Annotated in this window: 28 protein-coding genes and 2 pseudogenes; 14 read left to right on the plus strand and 16 right to left on the minus strand. The window is 74.9% G+C overall.

The window, feature by feature from the left end; genetic code table 11:
* Window positions 1-19 precede the first annotated feature (19 nt).
* The 6 genes from WDV86_RS04415 to WDV86_RS04440 all read left to right on the plus strand — a co-directional run bounded on the left by WDV86_RS04415 (window position 20) and on the right by WDV86_RS04440 (window position 5,662).
* Complete coding sequence (locus WDV86_RS04415) at window positions 20-262, plus strand: helix-turn-helix domain-containing protein (protein WP_339566388.1); 243 nt, start codon at window positions 20-22, stop codon at window positions 260-262.
* The gene (locus tag WDV86_RS04420; RefSeq protein WP_339566389.1) at window positions 249-869 is read left to right on the plus strand and encodes a Clp protease N-terminal domain-containing protein; all 621 of its coding nucleotides are present in this window, start codon (window positions 249-251) and stop codon (window positions 867-869) included. Before WDV86_RS04415 ends, WDV86_RS04420 begins: the two co-directional genes overlap by 14 nt.
* A gap of 179 nt (window positions 870-1,048) precedes the next feature.
* Entirely contained in the window at window positions 1,049-1,963 is a 915-nt protein-coding gene (locus tag WDV86_RS04425) for an epimerase (RefSeq protein WP_339566390.1), read from the plus strand.
* Between the two features lie 218 nt (window positions 1,964-2,181).
* The gene (locus WDV86_RS04430; protein WP_339566391.1) at window positions 2,182-3,441 is read left to right on the plus strand and encodes a DUF2254 domain-containing protein; all 1,260 of its coding nucleotides are present in this window, start codon (window positions 2,182-2,184) and stop codon (window positions 3,439-3,441) included.
* A 105-nt stretch (window positions 3,442-3,546) separates the two neighbouring features.
* The gene (locus WDV86_RS04435) at window positions 3,547-4,386 is read left to right on the plus strand and encodes an ion transporter (RefSeq protein WP_339566445.1); all 840 of its coding nucleotides are present in this window, start codon (window positions 3,547-3,549) and stop codon (window positions 4,384-4,386) included.
* A gap of 67 nt (window positions 4,387-4,453) precedes the next feature.
* Window positions 4,454-5,662 carry an NAD(P)/FAD-dependent oxidoreductase gene (locus WDV86_RS04440; protein WP_339566392.1) on the plus strand — a complete coding sequence of 403 codons (1,209 nt, stop codon included), beginning with the start codon at window positions 4,454-4,456 and terminating at the stop codon, window positions 5,660-5,662.
* Between the two features lie 126 nt (window positions 5,663-5,788).
* Here WDV86_RS04440 and WDV86_RS04445 read toward each other — a convergent pair whose 3' ends face one another.
* On the minus strand, window positions 5,789-6,199 hold the full coding sequence (locus WDV86_RS04445; RefSeq protein WP_339566393.1) for a winged helix-turn-helix transcriptional regulator: 411 nt from the start codon (window positions 6,197-6,199) through the stop codon (window positions 5,789-5,791).
* Between the two features lie 103 nt (window positions 6,200-6,302).
* Here WDV86_RS04445 and WDV86_RS04450 point away from each other — a divergent pair, with 103 nt between their 5' ends.
* Window positions 6,303-6,713 (plus strand): RidA family protein, encoded by a 411-nt coding sequence (locus WDV86_RS04450; RefSeq protein WP_339566394.1) that lies wholly within the window; start codon window positions 6,303-6,305, stop codon window positions 6,711-6,713.
* Window positions 6,714-6,788: 75 nt separating this feature from the next.
* On the opposite strand, the gene WDV86_RS04455 is transcribed toward WDV86_RS04450, so the two are convergent.
* The gene (locus WDV86_RS04455) at window positions 6,789-7,745 is read right to left on the minus strand and encodes a squalene cyclase (protein ID WP_339566395.1); all 957 of its coding nucleotides are present in this window, start codon (window positions 7,743-7,745) and stop codon (window positions 6,789-6,791) included.
* 277 nt (window positions 7,746-8,022) lie between these two features.
* On the opposite strand from WDV86_RS04455, the gene WDV86_RS04460 reads away from it, so the two are divergent.
* Together WDV86_RS04460 and WDV86_RS04465 are read left to right on the plus strand one after the other, a co-directional pair.
* Window positions 8,023-8,982, plus strand: a complete 960-nt coding sequence (locus WDV86_RS04460; protein WP_339566396.1) for an ABC transporter ATP-binding protein — start codon at window positions 8,023-8,025, stop codon at window positions 8,980-8,982.
* Window positions 8,979-9,770, plus strand: coding sequence for a hypothetical protein (locus WDV86_RS04465; RefSeq protein ID WP_339566397.1), 792 nt, complete (start codon window positions 8,979-8,981; stop codon window positions 9,768-9,770). The genes WDV86_RS04460 and WDV86_RS04465 overlap by 4 nt, the downstream gene beginning before the upstream one ends.
* Before the next feature lie 39 nt (window positions 9,771-9,809).
* Here WDV86_RS04465 and WDV86_RS04470 read toward each other — a convergent pair whose 3' ends face one another.
* On the minus strand, window positions 9,810-10,481 hold the full coding sequence (locus WDV86_RS04470) for a haloacid dehalogenase type II (protein WP_339566398.1): 672 nt from the start codon (window positions 10,479-10,481) through the stop codon (window positions 9,810-9,812).
* 328 nt (window positions 10,482-10,809) lie between these two features.
* On the opposite strand from WDV86_RS04470, the gene WDV86_RS04475 reads away from it, so the two are divergent.
* A complete protein-coding gene (locus WDV86_RS04475) occupies window positions 10,810-11,631 on the plus strand; it encodes a hypothetical protein (RefSeq protein ID WP_339566399.1) in 822 nt (273 codons plus the stop codon).
* 109 nt (window positions 11,632-11,740) lie between these two features.
* On the opposite strand, the gene WDV86_RS04480 is transcribed toward WDV86_RS04475, so the two are convergent.
* The 6 genes from WDV86_RS04480 to WDV86_RS04505 all read right to left on the minus strand — a co-directional run bounded on the left by WDV86_RS04480 (window position 11,741) and on the right by WDV86_RS04505 (window position 14,520).
* The gene (locus WDV86_RS04480) at window positions 11,741-12,400 is read right to left on the minus strand and encodes a hypothetical protein (RefSeq protein ID WP_339566400.1); all 660 of its coding nucleotides are present in this window, start codon (window positions 12,398-12,400) and stop codon (window positions 11,741-11,743) included.
* A 70-nt stretch (window positions 12,401-12,470) separates the two neighbouring features.
* Entirely contained in the window at window positions 12,471-12,602 is a 132-nt protein-coding gene (locus WDV86_RS04485; RefSeq protein WP_339566401.1) for a hypothetical protein, read from the minus strand.
* Between the two features lie 18 nt (window positions 12,603-12,620).
* On the minus strand, window positions 12,621-12,908 hold the full coding sequence (locus WDV86_RS04490; RefSeq protein WP_339566402.1) for a hypothetical protein: 288 nt from the start codon (window positions 12,906-12,908) through the stop codon (window positions 12,621-12,623).
* Between the two features lie 378 nt (window positions 12,909-13,286).
* Window positions 13,287-13,727, minus strand: a complete 441-nt coding sequence (locus tag WDV86_RS04495; protein WP_339566403.1) for a hypothetical protein — start codon at window positions 13,725-13,727, stop codon at window positions 13,287-13,289.
* Window positions 13,728-13,753: 26 nt separating this feature from the next.
* Window positions 13,754-14,044 (minus strand): SAM-dependent methyltransferase, encoded by a 291-nt coding sequence (locus WDV86_RS04500; RefSeq protein WP_339566404.1) that lies wholly within the window; start codon window positions 14,042-14,044, stop codon window positions 13,754-13,756.
* A 47-nt stretch (window positions 14,045-14,091) separates the two neighbouring features.
* Window positions 14,092-14,520, minus strand: a complete 429-nt coding sequence (locus WDV86_RS04505) for a PPOX class F420-dependent oxidoreductase (protein WP_339566405.1) — start codon at window positions 14,518-14,520, stop codon at window positions 14,092-14,094.
* Between the two features lie 216 nt (window positions 14,521-14,736).
* Between WDV86_RS04505 and WDV86_RS04510 the strand changes: the two genes are divergently transcribed.
* From WDV86_RS04510 to WDV86_RS04525, 4 genes and pseudogenes are all read left to right on the plus strand, one after another.
* On the plus strand, window positions 14,737-15,276 hold the full coding sequence (locus tag WDV86_RS04510; RefSeq protein WP_339566406.1) for a hypothetical protein: 540 nt from the start codon (window positions 14,737-14,739) through the stop codon (window positions 15,274-15,276).
* 136 nt (window positions 15,277-15,412) lie between these two features.
* A pseudogene (locus WDV86_RS04515) lies at window positions 15,413-15,726 on the plus strand (SDR family NAD(P)-dependent oxidoreductase); the annotation flags it as partial.
* A gap of 482 nt (window positions 15,727-16,208) precedes the next feature.
* Window positions 16,209-16,454, plus strand: a complete 246-nt coding sequence (locus tag WDV86_RS04520; protein ID WP_339566408.1) for a hypothetical protein — start codon at window positions 16,209-16,211, stop codon at window positions 16,452-16,454.
* 50 nt (window positions 16,455-16,504) lie between these two features.
* Complete coding sequence (locus tag WDV86_RS04525) at window positions 16,505-17,440, plus strand: Clp protease N-terminal domain-containing protein (RefSeq protein WP_339566409.1); 936 nt, start codon at window positions 16,505-16,507, stop codon at window positions 17,438-17,440.
* A 161-nt stretch (window positions 17,441-17,601) separates the two neighbouring features.
* Here the strand turns inward: WDV86_RS04525 and WDV86_RS04530 are convergent, their stop codons facing one another.
* The 7 genes and pseudogenes from WDV86_RS04530 to WDV86_RS04555 form a co-directional block, all read right to left on the minus strand.
* On the minus strand, window positions 17,602-18,660 hold the full coding sequence (locus tag WDV86_RS04530; RefSeq protein WP_445262928.1) for an L-idonate 5-dehydrogenase: 1,059 nt from the start codon (window positions 18,658-18,660) through the stop codon (window positions 17,602-17,604).
* Window positions 18,648-19,442 carry an SDR family oxidoreductase gene (locus WDV86_RS04535; RefSeq protein WP_339566411.1) on the minus strand — a complete coding sequence of 265 codons (795 nt, stop codon included), beginning with the start codon at window positions 19,440-19,442 and terminating at the stop codon, window positions 18,648-18,650. Before WDV86_RS04535 ends, WDV86_RS04530 begins: the two co-directional genes overlap by 13 nt.
* A 77-nt stretch (window positions 19,443-19,519) precedes the next feature.
* A complete protein-coding gene (locus tag WDV86_RS04540) occupies window positions 19,520-20,707 on the minus strand; it encodes a substrate-binding domain-containing protein (RefSeq protein ID WP_339566412.1) in 1,188 nt (395 codons plus the stop codon).
* A gap of 73 nt (window positions 20,708-20,780) precedes the next feature.
* Window positions 20,781-21,899: an ABC transporter permease gene (locus WDV86_RS04545; RefSeq protein WP_339566413.1), complete on the minus strand. Its 1,119-nt coding sequence runs from the start codon at window positions 21,897-21,899 to the stop codon at window positions 20,781-20,783.
* Window positions 21,896-22,135: a hypothetical protein gene (locus WDV86_RS04550; protein WP_339566414.1), complete on the minus strand. Its 240-nt coding sequence runs from the start codon at window positions 22,133-22,135 to the stop codon at window positions 21,896-21,898. The genes WDV86_RS04545 and WDV86_RS04550 overlap by 4 nt, the downstream gene beginning before the upstream one ends.
* 104 nt (window positions 22,136-22,239) lie before the next feature.
* A pseudogene (locus tag WDV86_RS16220) lies at window positions 22,240-23,520 on the minus strand (sugar ABC transporter ATP-binding protein); the annotation flags it as partial.
* Between the two features lie 127 nt (window positions 23,521-23,647).
* Window positions 23,648-24,439: an IclR family transcriptional regulator gene (locus WDV86_RS04555; protein WP_339566415.1), complete on the minus strand. Its 792-nt coding sequence runs from the start codon at window positions 24,437-24,439 to the stop codon at window positions 23,648-23,650.
* Window positions 24,440-24,516: the final 77 nt, after the last annotated feature.

Raw genomic sequence — 24,516 nt, forward strand, 5'->3', positions numbered from 1 at the left:
GTCAGACCATGCTGACAGCATGGACCTGGACGACGTCACGGCGACGGCGACCCGCGCCGAGCCGCGGGAGGGTTTGAGGACGGCGCTCGCCCTGCGGCGGCTGGCCGAGCGGCTCGAGGCCCTGCACGTGAGCAATGCGCGCGCGCAGGGACTCTCGTGGGCCGACATCGCGGCGGAGCTGCAGGTGACGCGCCAGACCGTCCACAAGAAGCACGGCCGTGCGGAGCAGCCACGACGAGGAGGCGGACATGATGCTCGGTGACGAGTCCTTCACGACGGCGATGAAGGCCGGCGGTCGCGAGGCCGAGCGCGCTGGCCGCCGGCCCATGGGATCCGAGCACCTGCTTCTCGGTCTGCTGACTGCGCGGGGGCCGCTGCTGGCACCCCTGGTCGACGTCGAGCCCAGGCTCGGCGAGGCGGCGGTGCGGGAGGCGGTCGAGCGCTCCCTCGACGACCAGCCCTACCTGCGGCAGCTGGGCATCGACCCCGACGCGGTGCTCGCCTCGGCCTCGGCTGAGGGGACTGCCTCTGAGGGCCGCCGGCTGACGACGGGCGGCCACACCGACGACCTCCAGGACGCGCTGTACGCCGCGGCTTGCAAGTGGCACGAGCTCCGCGCGTCGGGCGCCCTTCGCCGGGAGCGGAAGGTCAGCGCCGCGGTGCTGTGGCTGGCCGTGCTGGAGCCGACGACCCGGGTCTCACGGCTCCTGCCGGCCATGGGCGTCGACGTCGACCGCCTGCGCGCCGTCGTCCTGACCGAGCTCGCTGCCGACCGCGCCCAGACGCCGGCCTGGCCCGAGAAGGCCCGGCCGGGCCGCGTCGACCGCCTCCTCGACCGCCTCTTCCGGCGCCACGAGCTCGCCGGCTGATCGGCAGACTGACGACGTCGCGGTCGACGTCGGCCCGGCCGAGGGGTGCGGGCGGCGCCGGCCCTCTTCGCCACCCGATGGCGGAACGTGTGGATGGCGACCTGCCGAGGTCGTGAGGCCCGGGCCGCCAGCTGGGCGTCCGGGGACGGGAGAAGCGCCCCCTCGCTAGCGTCCCCACCATGAAGGTCGTCGTCGCGGGAGGCTCCGGCTCGTTGGGACGACGCCTGTGCGGCGCGCTGGACGCCGTCGGGCACGACGTCGTCGTCCTCACGAGGTCTCCGCGGGGCTCGACCGGCTACCGCGAGGTGGCCTGGGACGGGCGGACCGTCGGTGGCTGGGCGGCCGAGCTGGAGGGCGCGGCGGTCGTCAACCTCGCCGGGGAGCTCGTCGACCGCCGGCCGACCCCGGAGAACGTGCGGCTGCTGCGGGACTCGCGCGTAGAGCCGACCCGGGCGCTGCGCGAGGCCGCGGCCTCCCTCGACCGGCCGGTGCCGGTGTGGGTGCAGGTCTCGACGCTGGCGATCTACGGCGACGCCGGGGACGCGGTGCTCACCGAGGACTCCCCTCTCGCCGACGGGCCGCCGCAGATGGCCGGCGTCGCCCGCGCGTGGGAGGAGGCCGTGGTCGGCGCGGACGCCGAGCGCACCGTCGTGCTGCGGACCGGCGTCGTGCTCGACCGCGACAGCCCGGCCCTCGACCGGCTGCTCTTCCTCGCCCGGGCCGGCCTGGGAGGGCGGATCGCCTCGGGGCAGCAGTGGGTGTCGTGGATCCACGTCGCCGACTGGCTGGCCGTCGTCGCCCGGGCGCTGGGCGACCCGGGCATGGACGGGGTCTACCTGGCCACCAGCCCGGGTCCGGTGCGCAACGAGGAGCTCATGGCCACCGTCCGGCGGACGACCGGCAACCACGTCGCCCTGCCGAACCCCACCTTCGTCGTCCGGTTGGGCGCGCGACTCCTGCGCACCGACCCGGCGCTCGCGCTGACCGGTCGGCGCGCGCAGCCCGCCCGGCTCCTGGAGGAGGGCTTCACCTTCCGGTTCGACGAGCTGCGTCCGGCGGTCGCCGACCTCATGCACACCGAGCCGGGTCGCTGACGCCCGGATCACCGTGCGCAGAGGGGCGAGTCGTCGCCGACTCGCCCCCGAGGGTGGCCGGACGGGCGTCCGGCAGGACGCCCGTCCCAGCGGGTGCGGTGCGCCGTCGTCCGTCAGGCTGCACCGGTCGCGGGGGGTGCCGACCCGGGCGCAGTCGAGGCGCCGCCCCGGCCACGTCCCCGACGTCAACACGACGAGCGGTCGAGGAGGTGGACGTCGTGCGCACAGCGAGGTTCTGGGTACCACCGGTGCTGGGGCTGGCAGCGGCCGTGGTGCTGCTGGCGGTCTCCCTGACGGTGGACAGCAGGTTGACCTGGCCGGCGGAGCCGCCACCACCGCTGTTCGGCGGCTCCGCGAGCACCGCGTCGACGCTCCTGTCGGCCATCGCGGGCGCCGTCACGTCGCTGCTGGCGCTGGTCTTCACCATCATCACGGTCGTCATCCAGCTCGCCACGGGCCAGTACTCGGCGCGCGCGCTGCGGACCCTCTACACCGACCGCCCGAGCCACTTCACCATCGGCACCTTCGTCGCGACGGTCAGCTACTCGCTGCTGCTCCTGCCCTCCGTCCGCGCCACCGCTGACCCCCTCGGGTTCTCGGTGCTCCTCGCCGTCGTGCTCGCCGTGCTCTCCGTGGTCACCTTCGCCGTCTTCTCCCACCACGTCGCCCACCTCGTCCGGGTGGGGTCCCTGACGAGGACCCTGGCCGCCGAGACCAGGCGCACGATCGACGACGAGATGCCGCACCCGGTCGCCCAGGAGCAGGAGCAGGAGGACGCCGCCCCGCGGCGCCCCGACCCGGGCTCGCGCCGGACCGTCCCCACGCCGCGGGCCGGCTCCCTCGTCGCCGTGGACCACGCGGCGCTCGTCCGCGTCGCCGAGAAGGCGGACGCCGTCGTCGAGGTCCTCCCCGCCGTCGGGGACTACGTGCCCGACGGCAGCCCCCTCCTGCACGTCTGGGGTCCCCAGTTCCCGCCGCGTGCGCTGCGCCGGGCGGTGACCGTGGACGTCGAGCGCCAGGTCGACCGCGACGTCGCCTACGGGCTGCGGCTCCTGACGGACGTGGGCCTACGGGCCCTCTCGCCGGCGGTCAACGACCCGACGACGGCGGTCCAGGCGCTCGACCGGGTCCACGACGTGCTCCGTCTCCTCGCGACCCGCGCGATGCCTGCGCAGCAGCGTCGAGACAGCACCGGCGCCGTCCGTGTGCTCATGCAGCCCTCACGGTGGGAGGACCTCGTCTCGCTCGCCGTCGACGAGGTCCGGCAGGCAGGGGCCGGCCAGGTCCAGGTGCTGCGGCGGCTGCGCGCGCTGCTGCTGGACGTCCGCGAGAGCGCGCCGGCGCACCGGCGCGGGCCGCTCGACGAGCGGCTGGCGCTGCTCGACGACGCGGCGCAGCAGCTGAGCACCTCGGCGGACCGTCGCGTGGCAGCGCAGCCGGACGTCCAAGGGCTCGGGGGCGCCGGCCGAGCCGGGTAGCGGGACGCCGGCCGAGCCGAGCAGCGGGACGCCGGTCACGGGGCGGGCCGCCGTCGCCCGCGGTCCCGCACGGGCCGTGGTCTACGGTCGACGACCGTGCCACCGATGCGCGCCCGGGTGGCGAGGGTCGTCGAGGCCCGGGCGTTCCAGCGCGCCGTCGTCGCGCTCATCCTCCTCAACGCGGTCCTCCTCGGGCTGGAGACCTACCCCGCGGTGACCGCGGCGGCCGGCGGCGCGCTCGAGCTGACGCTCACCGCCGTGGTCGGGGTCTTCGTCGTCGAGATCGCGCTGCGGGTCTACGCCCACGGCTGGAGCTTCTTCCGCAACGGCTGGAACCTCTTCGACCTCTTCGTCGTCGTGGTCGCGCTCGTGCCGGCCGGGTCCGAGGCCTCGGTGCTGCGGGTGCTCCGGTTGCTTCGCGTCCTGCGCCTGCTGTCGGCCGTGCGCTCCATGCGCGTCGTGGTCAGCGCCCTCGGGGCGGCGGTCCCCGGCATCCTGTCGATCGGCGGCCTGCTGCTGATGGTGCTCTACGTCTTCGCCGTCAGCACCGTCACGCTCTTCCGCGAGGACTCCCCGCAGCACTTCGGCGACCTCTGGACCGCGACGGCGTCGTTGTTCCGGATCATGGTGACCGACGGCTGGCCCGACGTCGTCGTCCCCCTGGCGCAGGAGCAGCCGTGGGTGTGGGCCTTCTTCATGCTCTTCACGATCACGACGACCTTCGTCGTCCTCAACCTCTTCGTCGCCGTCACGGTCGACGCCATGAGCCGCCGACGGGCCGAGGACGTCGAGGAGGTCACCCAGGAGGTCGAGGAGGCCGCGCAGGACGCCGAGGTCTCGGGCGCGGCCAGCGCCGTCGTCGCTCCGGAGGTCGCCGCCGAGCTGCGCGCCGTCCGGGCTCAGCTGCAACGCCTGGAGGAGGCGTTGGGCGTCCGCGAGCACTGACGGGCGCCCATCTGCCGTCCTGTCGCCGGCAGGTGGCGGCATGGGCGACCTGAGGCGATGGTCAGGTGTGACCCTCACCCGCGCAGATGCCCTGGTCGACCACGCCGAGGTCCTCGTCGTCGGGGGCGGCAACGCCGGCATCTCCCTGGCGGCACGGCTGCTGCGCGACGGCGCCGAGGACGTCACCCTCGTGGAGCCCTCGCCGGTGCACCGCTACCGGCCGCTGCTGAACTACGTCGGCGTGGGGGAGGCGCCGGTGAGTGCGCTGGAGCGTCCGATGGCGCGCGTCGTGCCGCGCGGGTGCCGCTGGGTCCAGGACGCCGTCGCGGCCGTCGACCCGGGCGCGTCAACCGTCACCACGGGCCGCGGGCGCCGGATCACCTACTCAACGCTCGTCGTCTGCCCGGGGATGCAGGAGGACTGGGACGCGACCCCCGGGCTGCAGGACGCCTACGCCGCCGGGTGGGCGACGTCGACGTACGTGCCCGGCGCGGCGACGCTCGTGTGGCCCGCGCTGCAGGCGGTGCGCGAGGGCACGGTGCTCTTCACCGTGCCGCCGGAGCCGGCGCCGTGCGCCGCGACCGCCCTCAAGCCCTTGTTCATGGCGTGCGACTCGTGGCGGCGGGCCGGTGTCCTGCGCGACCTCGACGTCGTCCTCGCCCTTCCCGAGAAGCAGGTGACCGGCGTCCGCAAGGCCGACGCGCGGCTCGAGCGGGCCTTCGAGCGCTACGGCGTCCGGGTGCTGCGCGGGGCTCGCGTCGCCCGGGTCGACCCGGTCCTGCGCTCGGTCGAGCTGTCGACGCCGACGGGCTCCCGCCAGCTGGACGACCTGGCCCACGCCCACGTCGTCCCGCACTACCGGGCACCGCGGTGGGTCGCCGGCGGCGGGCTGGGCACCGAGGCCGACGGCGGTCGCGTGGACGTCGACCCGCAGACGCTGCGCTCGCGCCGGCACGAGGACGTCTGGTCGATCGGCGACGTCGCCTCGCTCGGCACCAGCTCCTCGGGGGGCGGGCTGCGCAAGCAGGTCGACGTCCTCGCCCGCAACCTCGCCGCGGCGGCGAAGGGCAGACGGCTGCGCCGCTACGACGGCTTCACCGTGATGCCGGTGACGACCAGCCGCCGACGGCTCGTGCTCGTCGAGCGCGACCGCTCCGGGCCACGCCCGCGCCACCTGCCGGTGCGTCGCTTCGTGCCCCGCCGCACGACATGGCTCTTCGACCGCTACGGCCTGCCCGTCGTCTACTTCCGCCGGCTCCTGCGCGGCAAGGTCTGAGCTGCGCCCCCGTGGGCGGCCCTGACCGGCGGCCCTGACCGGTGGCCGTGACCGGCAGCCGAGGTCGCTCGACCCGTGGCCGGCGTGGGCGGCCACGGGGACGGCGCCCGTGCCGCCACGCCGCCCTCAGCCGTCCAGCGCGTCGTCGTAGGCGAGCCGCGCCGCCTCGATGCGGGGCATCTGCACCTGCGCCCACGCCAGGAGCGCGTCCACGGGCTCGCGCAGCGTCTTGCCGAGCGGGGTGATCCGGTACTGCACCGCGACGGGCCGGGTGCTGAGCACGCGGCGCTCGACGACGCCGTTGCGCTCGAGCCGGCGCAGCGTCGCCGTCAGCGACTTCTGCGTGACGGCGGGGAGGGCCCGACGCGGCTCGTCGAAGCGGCACGGGCGCTCGCAGAGCTCGGCGAGGACGCCGAACGACCAGGTGTCCAGGACCTGGTCGAGCAGCTCGCGGTGCGGCTGGTCGACGCGGAGGGCGTCGTCGCGGTGGGTGTCGTCGCGGTGGGTGTCTGGGAGTACGCGTGCGGTATCCGTCATGACACCTGGTCTCCTCGTCGGGCTCTGGTCTCGTTGAGGTGCTCTGCCGGCGGTGGCTAGGAAGGGCGTCGTCCGCACCGACCGTCCGCAGAGGAGAGCTGCCGTGACCGTCCAGCGCCTGAGCCCCGGGGGCATGATGCCCGCCGTCCCCTACGCCCACGTCGCCGTGGCCACCGGCACCCGGCAGGTGCACGTCGCCGGGCAGGTGGCCCGCACCGCGGACGGGCAACCCGTCGCCACCGGTGACCTCGCCGGCCAGGTGGCGCACGTCGTGCGCGCGACCGCCCGTGGCCTGACGGCGGCCGGGGCGAGATACGACGACGTCGTCCGCCTCACCTTCTACGTCGCCGGGTGGGAGCCCGAGCACATCGGGCCCTTCATGGCCGGGATCGAGGCCGTGGCCGAGGAGGTGGGCCTGCCGTCGCCGCTGCCGCCGGCCTCGGTGATCGGCGTCGCGGCGCTCTTCGAGGCCGACGTCCTCGTCGAGCTGGAGGCGACGGCCGTCCTGGACTGACCGGGACTCCCCCGAGTCCGACGCCGCGCAGGTGCAGGGGTTGCCGGACCTGCGCGACGTCGGACTCGGGCGTCGTCAGGACTGCGCGTCCCACCAGTCCAGGACGCGCGTCCCCTGCAGGGTCAGCCACCGCGACGGCTCGCCGGTGGGGGCGTCGACGTGGAGCCAGACGTCGCCGCGCAGCCGGTGGCCCTGCAGCCAGGTGCCGTCGGGCTGCCGCTTGCTGCGGACGACGTCGACCGCCTCGCCCATGCGGGGTTCTGGCGTGCTCCCGTCGGCGAGCGAGGCGGCACGGAAGTGGTCGGCCGCAGCCAGGACGTCGTAGCACCAGCGGCGGGGGTGGGCCAGACTCGTGGCCCGCTCGGAGAAGGGCTCGCCGGTTGACAAGCGCCGGAAGAGGCTGCGCCGCAGCAGGTACCTCTCGCCGCGACGGCGGGCGGCGCGGGTGCGGTCGGCGTCACCGGTGGCGAGCTGGTGGTCCAGCAGCCCGACGAGGACGTTGAGCGTCGAGTGGAAGGACGACACCGTCGAGCCCTCGACCCACTCGCAGTTCCAGCCGCCGTCGCCCTGCTGGTGGGCGAGGAACCAGTCGACGAGGCCGTCGACGTCCGCGCCGAGCCACAGGCCGTTGGACAGGGTCCAGGAGTTGATGCAGCAGTCGACCTCGCCGCCCCAGTACGGGAGGTCGTCGTACTCCCAGCGGGCGTTCGCGGCGAGCCGCTGGGCGGTGTCGCCGAGGACCGCCGCGTCGAGGCCCCACTCGCGCAGGTCGTTCAGCACCCACGTGGTGGCGGTCCACGGCTGCGGCTCGCCGCTGCTCCCGTCCCACCCGGCGGGGAAGTAGGCGCCGCCGGCCCACTGGCCGTCGGCGTCCTGGCGCGCGAGCAGCTCCGCCCCGAGGCCCTCGGTCGCGACCCGGGCCCGCGTCGCCCGCCAGACCTCCTCGGAGGCGCCGAGCAGGTCTCGCTCGACCTGCCAGCGCAGCGCAGGGTCGGAGTCGAGCAGCCAGTCGGCGAGGCGGGCGTCCGTCATCGTTGCTCCCGAGCGGCGCGGCGGGTGTGGGTGAGGGCGCTCGCGGGGAGGGGCCTCGCCCGGAGATCGTCCTCTCGCCGACCGCTGGCGTCGAGCGCGCCGGGCAGCCGCCAGGGCCCCGCCGCCGCGCGTGTGGACCGAGGACGCCGTCAGGTGCGTCCTGCGTCCACACCCTCGGCCTGGCCGGCGGACGCCTCGGCATTCCCCCCGTAGGTGGAGCGAGCGATCCACCTCAGGGCGGAGGACGCGGCGCGAGCGCCGCGAGAGGATCTCTCGCATGATCCAGGTCGAGCACCTCACCAAGCGCTACGGCGGGCAGCTGTCCGTCGACGACGTCACCTTCACGTGCCGACCCGGCACCGTGACCGGCTTCCTCGGCCCCAACGGCGCCGGGAAGACGACGACGATGCGCGTGCTCTGCGGGCTGTCGAGGGCGACGTCCGGCTCGGCCACGGTCGACGGCCGCGCCTACGCCGACATCCCCGACCCCGGTCGCGTCGTCGGCGTCCTGCTCGACGCCGGGGCCACCCACCCCGGCCGTCGGGGCCGCGAGGTCCTCTCCCTGGCCGCCCGCACGATGCGGCTGCCCGCCGAGCGGGTGGACGAGGTCCTCGCCCTCGTGGGGCTGGCCGGCCGCCCGGAGCGGCTGCGCACCCGCCAGTACTCCCTCGGCATGCGCCAGCGGCTCGGCCTGGCCGTCGCCCTGCTGGGCGACCCGCGCGTGCTCGTCCTGGACGAGCCGGCCAACGGGCTCGACCCCGAGGGCATCTTCTGGATGCGGGGGCTGCTGCGCGACTTCGCCGACCGCGGCGGCACCGTGCTGCTGTCCTCGCACCTGCTCGGGGAGGTCGAGGCCATCGCCGACCAGCTCGTCGTCATCGGCCGCGGGCGGGTGGCCGCCGCGGGCAGCAAGGAGGAGCTGCTGGCGGCTTCCTCCGGCGAGGCGGTGCTGGTCCGGAGCCTGGACGACGAGGCGCTGGTCGCCGCGCTGCAGGCCACGGGGGTGGGCGTGACGCCGTCGGAGGAGGGGCTCACCGTCCAGGCCGGCGCGGAGGCGGTCGGACGTGCGGCGCTCGCGGCCGGCGTCGTCCTCACCGGGCTGCGCCCCGTGGGCGGTCGCCGGCTGGAGGAGCTCTTCTTCTCGATGACCCAGGGCAGCGAGCTGGGCGAGGACCGCCCGGACGCGCCCGACCCGCACGCAGCACCCGCGACGAGCGCGCAGGAGGCCTCGCGATGAGCACGTCCACCGACACCCACGCCCGTCCGCAGACGTCGGCGCCCACGAAGCCGCCGGGGCTTGGCCACCTCGCGGGCGTCGAGCTGCGCAAGGCCGTCGACACCCGGGCCGGCTTCTGGCTGCTGGTGGTCGTCGTGCTCGTCTCGCTCGCCGTCGTGGCCGTCCAGGTCCTCGCCGGCGGGGACCAGGCGGGCGACTACGCCTTCTGGCTGGTGCTCCAGCAGACGCCGGCCGGCTTCCTCGTGCCGGTCATCGCCATCCTCGTCGTCACCAGCGAGTGGTCGGCGCGCACGGCGACCGGCACCTTCACCCTGGTCCCGCGGCGCCAGCGGGTGCTCACCGCGAAGCTGCTGGCGGTGCTCGTGCTCACGGTGGCCGCCTTCGCCGTCAGCGTGGCCGTCACGGCCGCAGGCACCGCTGCGGGGGCGGCGGTGCAGGACGTCCCGGCGGACTGGGACGTCCAGTGGTGGCAGGTGCTGCAGCCGTTCGTGCTGCTGCTGGTCTCGGTGCTCGTGGGTTTCGCGCTGGCCCTGCTGCTGCTGAGCTCGCCCGTCGCGATCGTCCTGTACTTCGTCGTCCCCACCGCCGTGACCCTGCTCCTGCTCTTCGTGGGCCCCTTGCAGGACGTCGCGCCGTGGGTCGACTTCAGCACCGCCCTGACGCCCGTCGGGCAGGGCCTCCAGATGGGCGCGCCGGAGTGGGCCCGCCTGGCCACGGCCTCGGCGATCTGGGTCCTCGTGCCCTCCGTGCTCGGCGCGCTGCGCGTGCACCGGGCCGAGATCGGCTGAGGCCGTGCCGGCGAGGGCGCCGCTCGCGCCCTCGTCGGCTCACCCCAGCCGGGCCGCGAGGTCGCCAAGGCCGGTGACGACGAGGTCGGGCGCGGTGAAGGAGGCGGGGTAGGGCGCGCCGGTGCGGTCGACGTACGCCGTGGACAGGCCGGCGCGGGCGGCGCCGTCGACGTCCCACGGGTGGGCGGCGACGAGCAGCATCTCCGCCAGGGGTACCTCGCACACGCGGGCGGCGTGCTCGTAGGCGGCCCGCGCCGGCTTCCACGCCTCGGCGTCGTCGACCGAGATGAGCCGCTCGACCTGGTCGCGGACGCCCGCGCCGGCCAGCAGCTGCTCGGAGACCTGTGCGGCGCCGTTGGTCAGCGTGACGAGCCGGTACCCCGCCGAGCGCAGCGCGCGCAGGCCCTCGGCGACGTCGGGGTGCAGCCCGAGCTCGGAGAAGCCGGACATGACGTGCTCGACGGCCGCCTCACGGTCGCGGTCGAGGTCGACGCCGGCCAGCACGGTGCGCAGCGCGTCGACGCCCAGGTCGGCGAAGGTCGGGCGCGTACCGGCGGCGGTGAGGGCGAAGCCGTCCCGCAGCAGCGTCGCGAACCACAGCCGCGCCAGGTGCTCCGGCGCGCCGACGTCGCGGAACCGGCGGGCCATCGGCCTCATGTCGGACAGGGTCTCGTTGACGTCGAGGACGACGACGGTGGGCTGCAGGGGCATGGGGCTCTCCCGGGATGCGTCGACGACACCGCCCCGGCGGACGAGCCAGGGCGGACCGGAACCGTAGGTCGGCGGATCGACCAGCGCAGGTCGACGTCGATGACGCAGCGCGCGTGCCCGCCTGGTGCGGGCGCCGCCTCCCGCTCGTCCGGTCGCCGCGGCGCGTCGAGTCCGACCTCCGGCAGGTCGGGCAGCTGCTGGACGTGCGCGCCGTCGGACTCGACGTCCGTCCGGGCCGGCCGCTCGTGCGTCATCCTGCTTCCGCCGTCGGACGCCCTGGACAGCGGTGGCACGGAGCCGGGCGGCTCTCGGCGGAGATGGAGGTCTCGTGGAGCCTGTCTGGACGCCGGCTGTCTCGCTGGGGGCCTGGCTGGCTCCTCGCCTGACGGAGAGCGGAGCCGGTGGGGCGCCGGTCACCAGCTTCGTGCCGAGCGGCTACGAGGCGTACGCGCGGGTGCTCCACCCCGTCGGTGACGACGGGTCGCCGGAGCAGACGACGTGGGCGCAGGTCTGCGAGGCCACCGGGCGCACGGCGCACCCGCTGATGCAGTGGGAGGCGATCAGCGGGACCTCCCGCACGCGGCGCACCAGGACGACGGAGTGGGAGGGGGAGGAGCCCGAGCAGGGCGACCTCCAGCCCACGGCCCTGGCGGCGCTGCTCGACGTCCTCGGGTCGTGGACGCCTGCCGAGCAGGAGCACGTGATGGCCCTGTGGGAGGGCCACGGCTGGGTCGACGGCCGGGGCGTCGGCTTCTACGGCGACGGCGAAGACCCCGGGCCAGTTCCACCCGCGTTCTCGGCGGACGTCCTCGGCGGTCCCCGGCTGCAGCTGCCCGGTCGGGGGTACCTCCTCTTCACCGGTCCGCTGGCGGCCGCTGCGCGGCTGGGTCGACGCACCTGCGCCGACGTCGCCGAGGTGTGGCCCGGGGAGTGGCTGTGGCGCCAGTCCCCCGCCCTGCTCTGGCCGCACGACCGGTCCTGGTGCCTGTCCACGGAGGTCGACCTCGACTCGACGCTGGTCGGCGGGCCCGCGTCACTGGTCGAGGCCGTGGTGGCGAGCACCGCGTTGGAGGCCCACCGGGTCCCGCCCGACGGCGACCTCAGCGACGGCGGGGACTCCGTCAACCCGCCCCCCGGCCGCCGCCGCTGAGGAGGAGAAGGGCGGCGGGTGTCGCCAGGGTGCCCCGGTGGTCCGACGACGCAGGTCGGAGGAGACCGTGCGCGGTCACCTTGGAGGGACACCTCATGGAGGTGAACCGCTACGGCGTCGCGAACCAGCCGTCGCTGGGTCGGGCCGGCGACGGCGCCTCAACGTCGTGACGGCGCCGCTCGGGCTCCCACGGCCACAGCGCCTCCGCCCGGGCGCCGGCGTCGGCGATGCCCGCTCCGTCGACCTCGGTGACGGACTCCGCGAGCCCCTGGGCGTCCCACCGCACCACGACCCGCACCGGACCGGGGGGCGGCAGCGGGTGGACCCACCAGCTGTGGTCGTACGTCCTGCCGCCCCCGCCACCTCCGCCGCCCACCAGGGTGAGGGGGCCGGCCTCGGCCGCCGCGCGGTTCGCACGCCCCGAGGGCGACCACGGTGCGTCGTCGACGTCGAGGACCGAGCGTCGCCGCCCGTCGACGTACTCGACGCCGAGGAGCAACGAGTCTGCCGACGTCGAGCGGCCGAACCCGTGCCAGAAGAGGTCACGGTCGTCGGGCGGCGGCTGGCGAAGGCGGACGGCGACGTCGAAGGCGAAGCCCGTGCTGTAGGCGAGCACGGACGTCAGGACCACCGCCGTGTCCTCGGTGCGCGCGAGGACGAGCGACAGCGGCACGGGGACGCCGACCTCGTTGTCGGGTCGCTGGTAGGTGCGCTGCCACCGCTCACCGTCGTCGTCCGTCGACGGGTCGCCGCTCTTGTCCGACCACATACCTCGAGCCTCCCGCTCGACGGGCCGGAGGTCCAGGCCTGACGGGTGGTGACGCCAGTCGAGGCGCCGCTCAGCCGGGCTGGGACTCGTCGGCGGCGACGGCGAGACCCGCCCGCACCTCGGTCACCACCTCGCTGCGCAGCCCCGCGGCGTGATGCCCCCAGAGGACGTCGTCAGTCCCGGAGCGCGGGCCTGTCAGCACGTCTGCCGGGCCAGGACCTCACGCCGAGGCACGGTCGGAGAACCGCTGACGCGCCGCCTGCCGCGAGACGCCGAGGGCGAGGCCGATCTGCGCCCAGGAACGGCCGTGGACCTGTCCCTCGGCGACGGCCTCGCGAAGTCGCATCTCCTCAGTCCGGACCGACCGTGTGGCCGACGCGACGCGCTGGAGGTCTGCGGTGTCCACCGCGAGAGCGGTCTCGGGGTCGAGCTCGTCGGCCAGCCGCTCGAAGCGGTGCGCTGCCGCGTCGATCTCCTCGTCGGTGTGGCGCATCGGCGTCTGCCTCATGCCAAGGATCGATGGAACTTCGGACGCAGCGTCATCGCGTGGATGACGACGGGGTCGTCGCCGTCGAGCTCGAGGAGGGGCTGGTGTCAACGGCGGTCCTCACGGCGACATCAACCGCTTCCTCACCAAGGGTGGTGGCTGGCCGCCGCGTCCACGCCGAGGGGCTGAGCGGCCCGGGAGCCTTCGTCCTGGTCGACCGCTGCCGGGGAGACTGAGGCGGACTCTCCGTCAGTGGCGCCTGGCGCTGCCCCTCACGGCGGGTCTGGCCATGCCTCGAGGAGCTCCTGGAGCCGTCGTCGCACCGGGTGGCCCAGGAGGCGTCGATCCCGACGGTCGAGTGAGGCGCGCCCGCCTCGGTGACCGAGCCTCGGCTGTCGGTCAGGGCTCCGAGCCCTGCGGCGTGGCGACGTCGTGCAGGACCACCGTGGCGAAGCCGAGGACGCCGCGGTACCCACCCAGCCACTGCCGGCGGTGCTCGCGAGCCGTCGACAACGCCTGCTGGCGGTCGTCGTCGGTGGGCGCCTCGTGCAGCGCCCAGTCGACGAGGGAGCCGGTCCAGGACCACTCGTAGTCGTCCCACTCCGCCTGGGTGCTGACGTGGCCGAAGCCGGGCTCGAAGGAGGCGGCCCGGGCATCGGCGAGGAAGCCGGGTCGGGGAAGTCCCCGGCTGCGGCGTCCAGGGCGGACACCGCTGCGCGAGTCGGTGCGGTCTCCCAGAAGACGTCGCCGAGCAGCACCCGACCCTCGGGGCGCAGGTGCCGGCGTACCGCGGCGAGGGTCGCGGCCAGATCGCCGAAGGCGTGGCTTGCGCCGACGCACAGGACGACGTCGACGGTCCCGCCGCTCTACTGCACGGCGTCGGCCTCCTCCCACCGCACCCGGTCACGGACGCCGCTGGCCTGTGCGGCCTCGGCCAGGCCGTCGGGAAGGGACAGCTCCACGCCGACGGCGGTGAGGTCGTCTCGGCCGGTGAGGAGCTCGAGCAGCCACGCGCCGTGGCCGCTGCCGAGGTCGAGCAGCCGCCCTCCCGTCGGTGGGGCGAGCCAGGCGAGCAGCTCGCGCACCCGGACGAGGTCCACGGGCGCGGCCACGGGACGCCGGCGGTGCGCGATGTCGGAGAGGGCGGCGTCGTCCACGAGCGCCTCGTGGCAGCGCCGCGCGCCTCCGGCCTCCGGGCGGGTGGTCAGCGCTGCGTCGAGCCCGCCGGTTCGAGGGCCACGACGACGCGCGCGGTGTCGCCCCCGCGGCGGCGACGCATCGCCGCCTCGAGCGTGAGGACGACGCGGAAGGCGACGCCGTACTTGGCGGCGAGCGCCGCCACCGCGCCGGGGTGCTCGCCGTCGGGGCCGAGGACGCGCCCGCGGGCCTCGACGACGGGTGCGCCGGGGGCGACCCGGCCGAGGCGTCCGCACGGCGCGAGCAGGACGCGCGCGTCCCGGCGCAGGCGCTTGACCTTGGCGCTGGCGCCCGGCGTCGTGACCACGAGGCGTCCGCCGTCGCGCGCCAGCCACACGGTGGTCGCGACGCCGACGCCGCTGCGCCGGAAGGTCGTCAGGAGCGCGAACCGACCGTCGCCGATCCGCCAGAAGGCCTCGCTGGGGGTGGTGTCCACGCCGCCCAGTCTCGACCCGGCGGGCGCGCCCGGCCGCCGTCCTGACGAGCTGTTCGCAGGAGGGGACGGTGCACGGTCACGTCCCGCGAGCTGGTCTCTGGGACGGTCCGTCGCGGGAGGTGCCCGCGAGGCAGTCCTCGGCGCACCGGCATGCCGCGGCGGCGGCGGCGGCCGGAAGCCCGGCGACGGGACGGCGACCCGCGGCAGGATGGCGGCATGACCGCCAGCCTTCCCTCCGCGGTGGTGTCGACCTCGGCCGCGGCGCCGCGGCGCCGGCTCGGCGTGGTCGCGTCGCTGGCCGTCCTGTGGAGCCTGCTTCTGCTCTTCGTCGTCGACCCACGCGCGACGGTGACCACTGACCTCGCCGCCCTGTACAGCCCCGACGTCGGCGGGTGGTGGCCCGTCCTGCCCTATGTCGTCGTCCTGGCGGCAGCCGGCGTGGGCGCCTGGCTGCTGGCCATGAAGTTGGCCACCCTTGCTGTACCCCTCCCTGCGGCTCCGCGTCGTCTCGTCGGCGTCGCCTGCGCCTGCGGCGAGGTGGCTGCCGTGACCATGGTGACGACGCTGCTCTTCTTCCCCGTCGGGCTCGGGCTCTACAGCCGTGCGGAGACCCTGGGGATCGCGCCACCCGCGGGGTCGTTGAGCCGGGCTGCCGAGCTCACCACTCTTGCGGGGCTGGTGGCTCTGGGCGGCGCCGTCGTGCTCGGTGCCTGCACGGCGGTCCTGGCCTCGCGCGCTCCGGGCCAGCGGACCTGAGGGGCAGCCCGTCGGCGTCGTCCTTCTCGTCTCGCGCCGGAGGTGCCAGGTGCGCGATCGTCCGACGACGGCGCGGTCGCGCGCTGCTGGACGACGACGCTCTGCTGGACGACGACGGAGGACCCGGCCCACGTGGCTGATCACCGGGTGCTCGACGGGACTGGGGCGTGCCCTGGCCGAGGCGGTCCTCGAGCGGGGTGACAGGCGCTCGTGACCGCCCGCGACCCCGGGTCCGTGCAGGTCCTCGCGGACGCGTACCCGTCGACGGCGCTGGCGGTGCCCGTCGACGTGACCGACGGCGAGCAGGTCGGCGCCGCCGTCCGTGCCGCCGAGGAGCGCTTCGGCGGGGTCGACCTCCTGGTCGACGACGCCGGCTACGGCTACCGGGGTGCCGTCGAGGAGGGCGACGCTCGCCTGTTCGCCACGAACGTCCACGGGCCGGTGGTCATGGCAGGGCCGTGCTGGGCGCGCATGCCGGGCAAGGCTTCGTGGTCAGCTGTGCGTCGGAGGTGACCGTGCACGATCACCTCCGACGGACGCCTTCCCCGGTCGTGCCCTCCAGCTCCCCCATGCACTGCCAGGCGCACTGCTCGAGGGCGGCAGCACGGACGCGGTGGCAGGTAGTGGTCGGCGAAGACGTCGCCCCACCGCTGCCGTCGGTTGTCGACGAGGACGTCCGCCTTATCGACGGGGGGGCGTGGCAGAGGATGCTGGCCGCTGCAGCGTGGCCAGGCCTGCAGCGCTAGGGACGTGGGCTCTCGCGGCTCGTCGGGACGGCCATCACCGCTGTCGTCCGCGCGACCACCAGAGCGGGAGTCACGCCCTGACGGGGGCGAGGTCACGTCGCCAGCCTGGGAGGTGGCGGGCGGGCGCCCGACCTGTTGGGTCAACCAGAGTTGACGTGGCAGGAAGGGGCAACCTACGTTGACGCCATGGATGCAGCCCAGCTCGCCGGTGCAGCGGCCGACACGGCCGATCCGTCGCAAGGACTGCGAGCCGTTGCGGCGCTGCGGCGGGTGCTGGAGACGCTCGAGCTGCGGCAGGTGGAGGCGGCGCTGCGGTCGGGGGCCTCCTGGTCGCAGGTCGCCGCGGGCCTTGGCGTCACCCGTCAGGCCGTCCACAAGAAGTACGCCAAGAGGCTGCGGGACGCCGTCACCGAAGGGGGGGAGCGGTCGTGAACGAGCAAGGACGACGTCGGGGTGCTGCGCGACGCCGGGCAGGGCGGTCGTTGCTGCGCCAGTCGCGGTACATCAGCACGGCGGCGATGGAGGAGGTCGCCGAGCTCGGGCACCCAGAGGTCGATCTTGACCACCTGCTGGTCGGGCTGCTCCTCACCGGAGGGCCGAGCGCGTCCCGCCTCGCGGCGGCGGGGGCGGACCTGCCGTCGGTACGCCAGGCGGTCCAGCAGCTGCAGGCGGCTGACACGCACTCCCTCGGTGTCCAGGTCGCGGTCCCGCCGGCGGTGCGAGGGGGCGACGCCGCCCGCGTCGTCAGCGTGCCCTGGGGGACGAGGGCGCTGGCGGTCATGCAGTCGGTCGACCACAAGGAGGACGACCGGGCTCTGCTGCGGGCGCTGCTGGACGACGAGGGACGTCGCGTCGAGCGCGTGCTGTCCTCGGCAGGCGTCGACCTCGAAGTCCTGCGCGCGTCGTTGGCCAGCGGGGCGACGGCAGTCGCGCTCGATGTCCCGGTCGAGGTGGCGGCAGCGACAGCCGCGCTGGGGCCGGCACGTCGATGCCTGTCGGCGTCGGTGACGCACGAGCTGCCCGTCTCTGCGGAGGCGGTGTGGGCGGTGCTCGGCGACGCGGGGCGCCGACCGGAATGGGATCCCGCCGTCGACGCCGTCGTCGACGAGGGCGGGGTGCTGAGCCTGGTCTACCGAAAGGGCGAGAAGACCCGGTCGGTGCGAGTGCTGTTCGTGCGCACCGGACCTGGCGGTGTGCTGTGGCGCGAGCTGTGGCACGACGCCGAGGACGTCACCGCCGTCCTGCACGTGTCCGTGACGCCAGACGGGGCGGGCTGCCGCCTCCGCGTGGACACTGCCACCCTCCTGCGGACGCGTTGGGGCAGGGCTTCGAGGCCGCTGGCGAGCTGGGCCGTCGGCAGCCGCGTGCGCTGGCTCAGCCAGTCCATCGCCCGGGCCGCCGCTGCCGAGGTCCTCTAGCGTCGGGTCGGGTCGGGTCGGGTCGGGTCGGGTCGTCGCGGTCGTCGCCGTAGAGGTGGACGCCGCCGGTGGTCGCGCGGTCCGAGCGCAGCGCGCTCCCGCAGCCCCACTTCCGTCGGGACGCGGCGGGGCCGCCGGTCGAGAAGGGCTGTGGTCCGGCGTCAGCAGGTGAGGTCGAGCAGGACCTTGCTCGCGCGGACGCGGTCACCGGCCAGGTCGAAGGCCTCCCGGGCGTCGGCCACGGGGTAGGTCTGGGTCAGCACCGCCTCGACGGGCAGGTCGTCCGCGAGCAGCGCGACGGCGTCGTGGATCTCGGTGGTGAAGCGGAAGGCGCCGCGCACGTCGACCTCGTGGGTGACGGTCAGGTTGCCGGGGAAGGGCACCGACCCGGGCGGCAGCAGACCCAGCTGCACGACGACGCCGCCGCGGACCACGTGGTCGACGCAGGTCGTCAGCGCCGGTGGGGCGCCGGAGGCCTCGACGGCGACGTCGACGTCGAGGGGTCCGTCGGTCGACAGCGACGCGGAGAGCGCGTCGGCCTTCTCCACCCGGGTCGCCCCGACGGCCAGGGCGACCTGCAGCGCCTCGTCCACCAGGTCGGTCACCACCACCTCGGCGGCGCCGGCGTGGGCGGCGGCGGCGGCGACCAGGGCGCCGATCGGGCCGGCGCCGGTGACCAGCACGCGGCGGCCGCCCACGTCGCCCGCGCGGTGCAGGGCGTGCAGCGCGACGGCGAGGGGCTCGGCGAGCGCGGCGCGCCGGAGGCCGGCGCCGGAGCTGAGCTGCTCGGGCAGGGCCACCACCTGCCCGGCGGGCACCACCAGCACGTCCGTGAAGCCGCCCTGCACGTGCGGCAGGTGCGCGGCGCTGCCGAGGTAGCGGGTCGTCGGGCAGGTGTTGGCGCGACCCGCCCGGCACTGGCGGCACCGCCCGCAGGGGGTGGCCGGGTGCACGGTGACGGCGGCGCCGACGGCGGGGGCCTCCACCCCGGCGGTGACCCCCGCACCGAGCGCCTCGACGGTGCCGGAGACCTCGTGGCCGAGGACCAGCGGCTCGCGGACGAGGAAGTCACCCACGCCGCCGCGGTGGTAGTAGTGCAGGTCAGAGCCGCAGATGCCGCCGTAGGCGATGCGCACCGCCACCTGGCCGGGGCCGGGGGTGGGGGTCGGCAGCTCCTCGACGCGCAGGTCTCCCGCGGCGCGGGTGGTCACAGCACGCACGTCATGCCTCCGTCGACGTAGAGCACCTGGCCGTTGACGAAGTCCGAGGCCGGGCTGGACAAGAAGAGCAGCGCTCCGACGAGGTCGCGCACGTCGCCCCAGCGGCCCGCCGGGGTGCGGCCCCTGACCCAGGCGCTGAACTCCTCGTCGGCGACGAGGGCCGCGGTGAGCTCGGTGTCGAAGTAGCCAGGACCGATGGCGTTGACGCAGATGCCGGAGGGGGCCAGCTCGGCGCACATGCCCTTGGTGAGCATCTTCAGCCCGCCCTTGGTGGCCGCGTACGGGGTGATGCCGGGCCGGGTGACCTCGCTCTGCAGCGAGGCGACGTTGATGATCTTGCCTCGCCCCCGGGGCACCATCCGGCGCGCCACCTCCCGGCCCACGAAGAAGGCGCTGGAGAGGTTGGTGGCGAGCAGCTGGTGCCACGTCTCGTCCGGGAACTCCAGGAACGGCTGGCGGTGCTGCATCCCGGTGTTGTTCACGAGGATCCCGATCGGGCCGACCTCCTCCTCCACCCGCGCCACCCCGGCGCGGACGGCGTCGGCGTCGGTGCCGTCGAAGGGCACCGCGAGCACGCGGCCCGGGCCCTGCTGCCCGGCGGCACCGGCGGCGAGCTGCTCGCGGGCGGCGTCCAGGCGCTGCGGGTCGCGGGCGTTGAGCACCACGGTGCACCCGGCCTCAAGCAGCCCGGTGGCCAGCGCCAGGCCGATGCCTCGGCTGGAGCCGGTGACCAGCGCGGTGGTGCCGGAGATGTCGAACAGGGGGTGGGCCGTCGTGGGCACGGTGCTCCTCGGTGTGGTCGTCTCGAGCGTGGCCGGCCGCGGCGGCGGCCGGCCACGTCCTCCTGGGGTGGTGCCTGTCACCCGCCCCAGATCGCGGAGTAGGCCTCGCGGTAGCCCGCCGGGTCCCAGCTGGTGGTCGAGCCGACGTTGTCGGCGTCGGTGATGTGGATGGCGGGCACGTAGTCGCTGGCCGGCTCGCCGGCGAAGGCGCGGTTGAGCTCGTCGACGATCTGCCAGCCCTCCTGGTTGAGGGGCTCGGGGACCGTGGCCGCCTGGTACTGGGCGCTGGCGATGCGCTGGAAGGCGGCCTCGGAGCCGTCGCCGGCGCCGACGTTGTACGGCGCGCCGTCGCCCTGCTTGCCGGCGGCCCGCAGCGGGGTGGCGGCGTTGTCGAAGTAGAGGTCGTTGATGGCGACGGAGTAGGTCCAGTCCTCGCCCAGGCGGGAGGCGAGGGAGGAGAACTCCTGCGGGGTGCGGGTTCCGGCGTCAGGGATCGGGATGTTGGAGGTGTTGAGCACCTGGACCGAGCTGCAGGTGCCCAGCTCGTCCTCGATCATCTGCGCCTTGCCGGCGGCGAAGGGGATTGAGTCGTCGGTGAAGACGACGACGCCAGCGGTGCCGTTCGACTCCGCGATGATGTACTGCGCGCTGATCTTGGCGACGTCCTCGACCCTGGTCGTCACGTTGGTGAACAGCGCCGGGTCGGTGCTGGGGCCGGGGGTGCCGACGGCGTGCCACCCGACGACGGGGATGCCCGCGGCCACGGCCTGGTCCATCTGCGCCTGGGTGGACTTCGGGTCGAAGCCGCTGACGACGATGCCCGCCGGGTTCAGGGCGAGAGCCTGGCCGAAGGCGTTCTGGATGCCCGCCTGGTCGCCCTGGCCGTCCAGGACTCGCACGTCCCAGCCGATCTCGGCGGCGGCTTCCTGGACGCCGGCGGCGATGCTGGACACACCGGGGTTGGTCATGGTCTGGGCGACGTAGGCGATGGTCTTGCCCTCCTGGGCGGCAGGCCCGGTGGTGGGGCCGTCCCAGGGGGCGTCGGTGGCGGTGGCCGCGTCCACGGCGGTCTGCGCGGCGGCGACGACGTCGGGGCAGGCGCCCTCGCCGGTGGCCGTGGCCTCGCTGGAGGACTGCTGCGAGCCGCGCGAGCAGCCGGCCACGGTCAGGGCGGCGACGCCGCCGACGGCGACCAGGCGCCACGCGAGGCGGGCGGTGCGGGGCCTCCGGGCGGGGGTGGAGCGGGGGGAGGTCGTGGTGCGCATGTCGTCTCCTTCGAGGACAGGGCGGGTCGGGCCGGCGGGCCGGCCGGGTGGTGCGGGGTGGGCGGGGAGGTCGTCAGCTGCTCGAGGTGGTGCCCGGGGCCGACGGCGGTGACCCCGGCCCGGGGGTGGGCGCACTGCCGCCGCTGGAGCGGCCGGCGGCGCCGGCCGCCGCGCCAGCGCGCTGGCGGCGGCGGGCGGCGTACCCGGCCAGGCCGACGGCGGCCAGCAGGGTCAGGCCGTTGAACAGGGGGGTGGTCCAGAAGGCCGCGCCGAGCTGCTGCAGGCCCGAGAGGCCCACGGCGAGGACCGCGACGGCCACGAGGGTGCCCACCGCGTTGGCGCGCCCCGGCTTGATGGTGGTGGACCCGAGCAGCGCACCGACGAAGGCGGGCAGCAGGTAGGACTGTCCCGCGCTGGGGTCGCCGATCTGCTGCTGGGCGGCCAGCAGCACGCCGGCCAGGGCGGTGACCACGGCCGAGCCGACGAAGGCCAGGACGATGGTGCGGCTGCTGCGGATGCCGACCAGGGCTGCAGCGCGCGGGTTGGCGCCGACGACGTACAGGTAGCGGCCGATCGGCAGGTGCTCCAGGGCCACCCACAGCAGCACACCGAGGACGACGACGTACCAGAACGTCACCGGCAGTAGCAGGAAGGTGGAGTTGGTCAGGTCCGTGAAGGCGGCCGGGAGCCCCTCGGTGCCGGGGACGATGCGGCCACCGCCGGTGATCCAGCCCGTCAGGGCGTACAGCACGCTGCCCGTGCCGAGGGTCGCGATGAAGCTGTCGATCTGCGCGGCCTCGACGAGCAGCCCGTTGGCGAGCCCGATGACCACGCCGCTGGCGACCACGAGGAGCAGCACCACGGGCCAGGACAGGTCGGTGTTGACCAGCAGCCACATGGCGACCACGTGCGCCAGGCCGATGCCGTAGCCGATCGACAGGTCGAAGCGACCGGTGACGATGGGGATCATCGCCCCCAGCGCGAGGAGCGCGGGGATCGACTGGTTGGTGAGGATCGCCCTCATGTTGGTGGCCGTGGGGAAGGTGCTGGGCAGCGCGAGGGCGAAGACGGCGAAGAGCAGCACCGTCAGCACGGGCAAGCCCCAGGTGCCCACCAGCGGGGTGCGGTGGCGCGAGCGTCGCGGCTCCTGGGCGGGGGTGGTGGGCGGCCGGTCGGTCGCGGGGGCGCTCACGACCGGGCGCCGGAGGCCAGGGCGACCAGGGTGGCGACGCTGAGGTCCGCCCGGCCGATCTCACGGACGATCTCGCCGTCCTTGAACACGAGCGCTCGGTGTGACACCTGGGCGACCTCCTCGAAGTCGGTGGAGATGAGCAGGACGGCGAGCCCGCGCTCGAGCGCGACGTCCAGGAGCGTGTAGATCTCGTGCTTGGCCCCGACGTCGACGCCGGCGGTCGGCTCCTCGAGCACCAGGACGGAGGCGTCCGTCGNGTGGTCGCCGTATCATTAAAAAAGGCGGTCGGCTCCTCGAGCACCAGGACGGAGGCGTCCGTCGAGAGCCAGCGGCCGAGGATGATCTTCTGCTGGTTGCCGCCGGACAGACCCCCGACCGGGAGGTCCGGGTCAGCCGGTCGCACCCCGAAGGTGGCGACCAGCTCGGCGGCCCGCTCCCGCTCGGCGCCCTGGCGGCGCCAGGACCACGGCTTGTCGCCGGTGAGCGCGGGGTTGGGCATGAGGTTCTCGGTGAGGGTCAGGGGCATCGCCAGGCCCTCGGCGGCGCGGTCGCTGGTGACCAGCCCGAACCCTCGGCGCACGGCGGTGGCGACGTCGGTGGGCGTGTACGGCGTCCCGTCGAGACGGATCGCACCGGAGTAGAAGGTCGAGTCCCCCAGCACGGTGCGCCCGAGCTCGACGTGGCCGGCACCCGCGAGGCCGACCAGGCCGACGACCTCGCCGCGACGCACGGACATGGACACCGGGCCGACGCGCTCGCCGACCACGGCGTCGAGCTCGAGGGCGGCGCCGGAGGTCTCCCGCGGGGCGGGCGGCGGCGGGGGGACGGGCTTGCGCCCGACGATCTGGCGGACGACCTCGTCGGGGGTGGTCCGCGTCAGGGCGGAGACGGCGACCACGCGCCCGTCGCGCATGACGACCACCTCGTCGGCGATGGCGAAGACCTCGTCGAGGCGGTGGGTGACGTAGACGATGCCCAGGCCCTCGTCGCGCAGGCCGCGCACGACCGAGAGCAGCCGGTGGGTCTCATCGACGGGCAGGCTCGCGGTCGGCTCGTCGAGCACGAGCACCTTCGCGTCGACCACCAGCGCGCGGCCGATGGCCACGAGCGAGCGCTCGGTGCGGGAGAGGTCGGCCACCTGCGTGCGGGGGTCGACCTCCGTACCGATGAGCTCGAGGGCACGGTCGGCGCGCCGGCGCACGGCCCGCCAGTCGATGGGCGCCCACCGCGGGGTGCGACCTGCGGCGCCGCGGCGCGGGTAGCCGGTGCCCAGGGCGACGTTCTCGGCGACCGTCAGGCCGTCGACCAGCCCGAGGTCCTGGTGGATGAAGGAGATCCGGCGTGCGGCGCCGGGGGTCCCGACCGGCTCGCCCACGATCTCGGCCGTGCCGTCGTCGAGGGTGTAGACGCCGGCCAGCGCCTTGATGAGCGTGGACTTCCCGGCCCCGTTCTGGCCGAGCAGGGCCACCACGGAGCCGGCGTGGACGTCGAGGTCGACGCCGTCCAGCGCCTGGGTGGCGCCGAAGCGCTTGCTGGCGCCCCGTACCGCCACCAGCGGCGGGGCGCCGAGGCTCAGAGCTGCTCCTCCTGGGCTCGGGGTGCTCTGCTCCGGTCCGGCCATGGACTCCTCCAGCACGTCACGCCGGGGCTTTCCGGCGGTCGAGCTCCATCGCTCGGCGTTCACGATGATGGACGCTGTCCAGAGGATTGGCAAGCCCTGGTCGAGGTGGCTCCCGACAGGACTCGCCTCACCGTGCGACGACCAGCGGGTTGCCCAGGGCCTCGGCGACGGTCTCCAGGTCGGCCCGGACCGCCTGGAGGTCCAGGGTGTCGGCGCCGCCCGGGCCGGTGGTCACGGTGGTGGCGCTGATGGCGAAGGTGTCGCTGTCCGTGCGCGCGCCCGGGACGGCGATGGCCACGCAGACCACCCCGGGCGTGGTCTCCTCGTCGTCGAGGCCGAACCCCTGTGCGCGCACGCGCTCGAGCTCGCTGCGCAGCTGGCCGTGGTCGGTGATGGAGCGCTCGGTCAGCGGCGCCAGGGTGCGCCCGCGCAGCCGCTCGTCGAGCGCGGCCGGGGCCATCGCCGCCATGAGCACCTTGCCGGTGGCGGTGCAGTGGGCCGGGAAGCGGTCTCCGATGTTCGCCGTCAGGCGGATCGGCTGCGCCCCGTCGTAGCGCGCGAGGTAGAGCACGTCGAGCCCCTCGAGCACGGCGACGCGGGCCGTCAGGCCGGAGACGAGGGGGGCGCGCCGGCAGGCGGCGTAGAACTCGCGCACCTGGTCGACCGTGCTCAGGTAGGCCCCGCCCAGCTCCACCAGGCGCCGGCCGAGGGTGTAGCCGGTGTCCCCGCGGACCACCAGGCGCTCGGACTCCAGGGCCAGGCAGAGGTTGGCCGTGGAGGACTTGGCCAGCCCGAGCTGGCGCGCCAGCTCGCTCACCGAGAGGGGAGCGCCCCCGGCGGCGGCCAGCGCGTCCAGCAGCGCCGAGGCGCGCGTGACGGCGGGGACCGGTGACCCCTGGGCGCTCATCTGTGCCGACATGTCCGAACCTCCTGCAGTGGGTTACGGATGGGGCTCCGCGGAACGTCCGTCCAGCCTATTGGACGGGCGAGGCTGAG

This window comes from Pseudokineococcus sp. 1T1Z-3, from assembly GCF_037482365.1.
GTDB lineage: Bacteria > Actinomycetota > Actinomycetes > Actinomycetales > Quadrisphaeraceae > Pseudokineococcus.

Excerpts from the sequence above, each read along its gene's own strand:
- WDV86_RS04415 (WP_339566388.1), top strand. The coding sequence starts at position 20 with ATGGACCTGGACGACGTCACGGCGACGGCGACCCGCGCCGAGCCGCGG.
- WDV86_RS04420 (WP_339566389.1), top strand. The coding sequence starts at position 249 with ATGATGCTCGGTGACGAGTCCTTCACGACGGCGATGAAGGCCGGCGGT.
- WDV86_RS04425 (WP_339566390.1), top strand. The coding sequence starts at position 1,049 with ATGAAGGTCGTCGTCGCGGGAGGCTCCGGCTCGTTGGGACGACGCCTG.
- WDV86_RS04435 (WP_339566445.1), top strand. The coding sequence starts at position 3,547 with ATGCGCGCCCGGGTGGCGAGGGTCGTCGAGGCCCGGGCGTTCCAGCGC.
- WDV86_RS04445 (WP_339566393.1), bottom strand. The coding sequence starts at position 6,199 with ATGACGGATACCGCACGCGTACTCCCAGACACCCACCGCGACGACACC.
- WDV86_RS04455 (WP_339566395.1), bottom strand. The coding sequence starts at position 7,745 with ATGACGGACGCCCGCCTCGCCGACTGGCTGCTCGACTCCGACCCTGCG.
- WDV86_RS04460 (WP_339566396.1), top strand. The coding sequence starts at position 8,023 with ATGATCCAGGTCGAGCACCTCACCAAGCGCTACGGCGGGCAGCTGTCC.
- WDV86_RS04465 (WP_339566397.1), top strand. The coding sequence starts at position 8,979 with ATGAGCACGTCCACCGACACCCACGCCCGTCCGCAGACGTCGGCGCCC.
- WDV86_RS04470 (WP_339566398.1), bottom strand. The coding sequence starts at position 10,481 with ATGCCCCTGCAGCCCACCGTCGTCGTCCTCGACGTCAACGAGACCCTG.
- WDV86_RS04480 (WP_339566400.1), bottom strand. The coding sequence starts at position 12,400 with ATGTGGTCGGACAAGAGCGGCGACCCGTCGACGGACGACGACGGTGAG.
- WDV86_RS04490 (WP_339566402.1), bottom strand. The coding sequence starts at position 12,908 with ATGAGGCAGACGCCGATGCGCCACACCGACGAGGAGATCGACGCGGCA.
- WDV86_RS04510 (WP_339566406.1), top strand. The coding sequence starts at position 14,737 with ATGACCGCCAGCCTTCCCTCCGCGGTGGTGTCGACCTCGGCCGCGGCG.
- WDV86_RS04520 (WP_339566408.1), top strand. The coding sequence starts at position 16,209 with ATGGATGCAGCCCAGCTCGCCGGTGCAGCGGCCGACACGGCCGATCCG.
- WDV86_RS04540 (WP_339566412.1), bottom strand. The coding sequence starts at position 20,707 with ATGCGCACCACGACCTCCCCCCGCTCCACCCCCGCCCGGAGGCCCCGC.
- WDV86_RS04555 (WP_339566415.1), bottom strand. The coding sequence starts at position 24,439 with ATGTCGGCACAGATGAGCGCCCAGGGGTCACCGGTCCCCGCCGTCACG.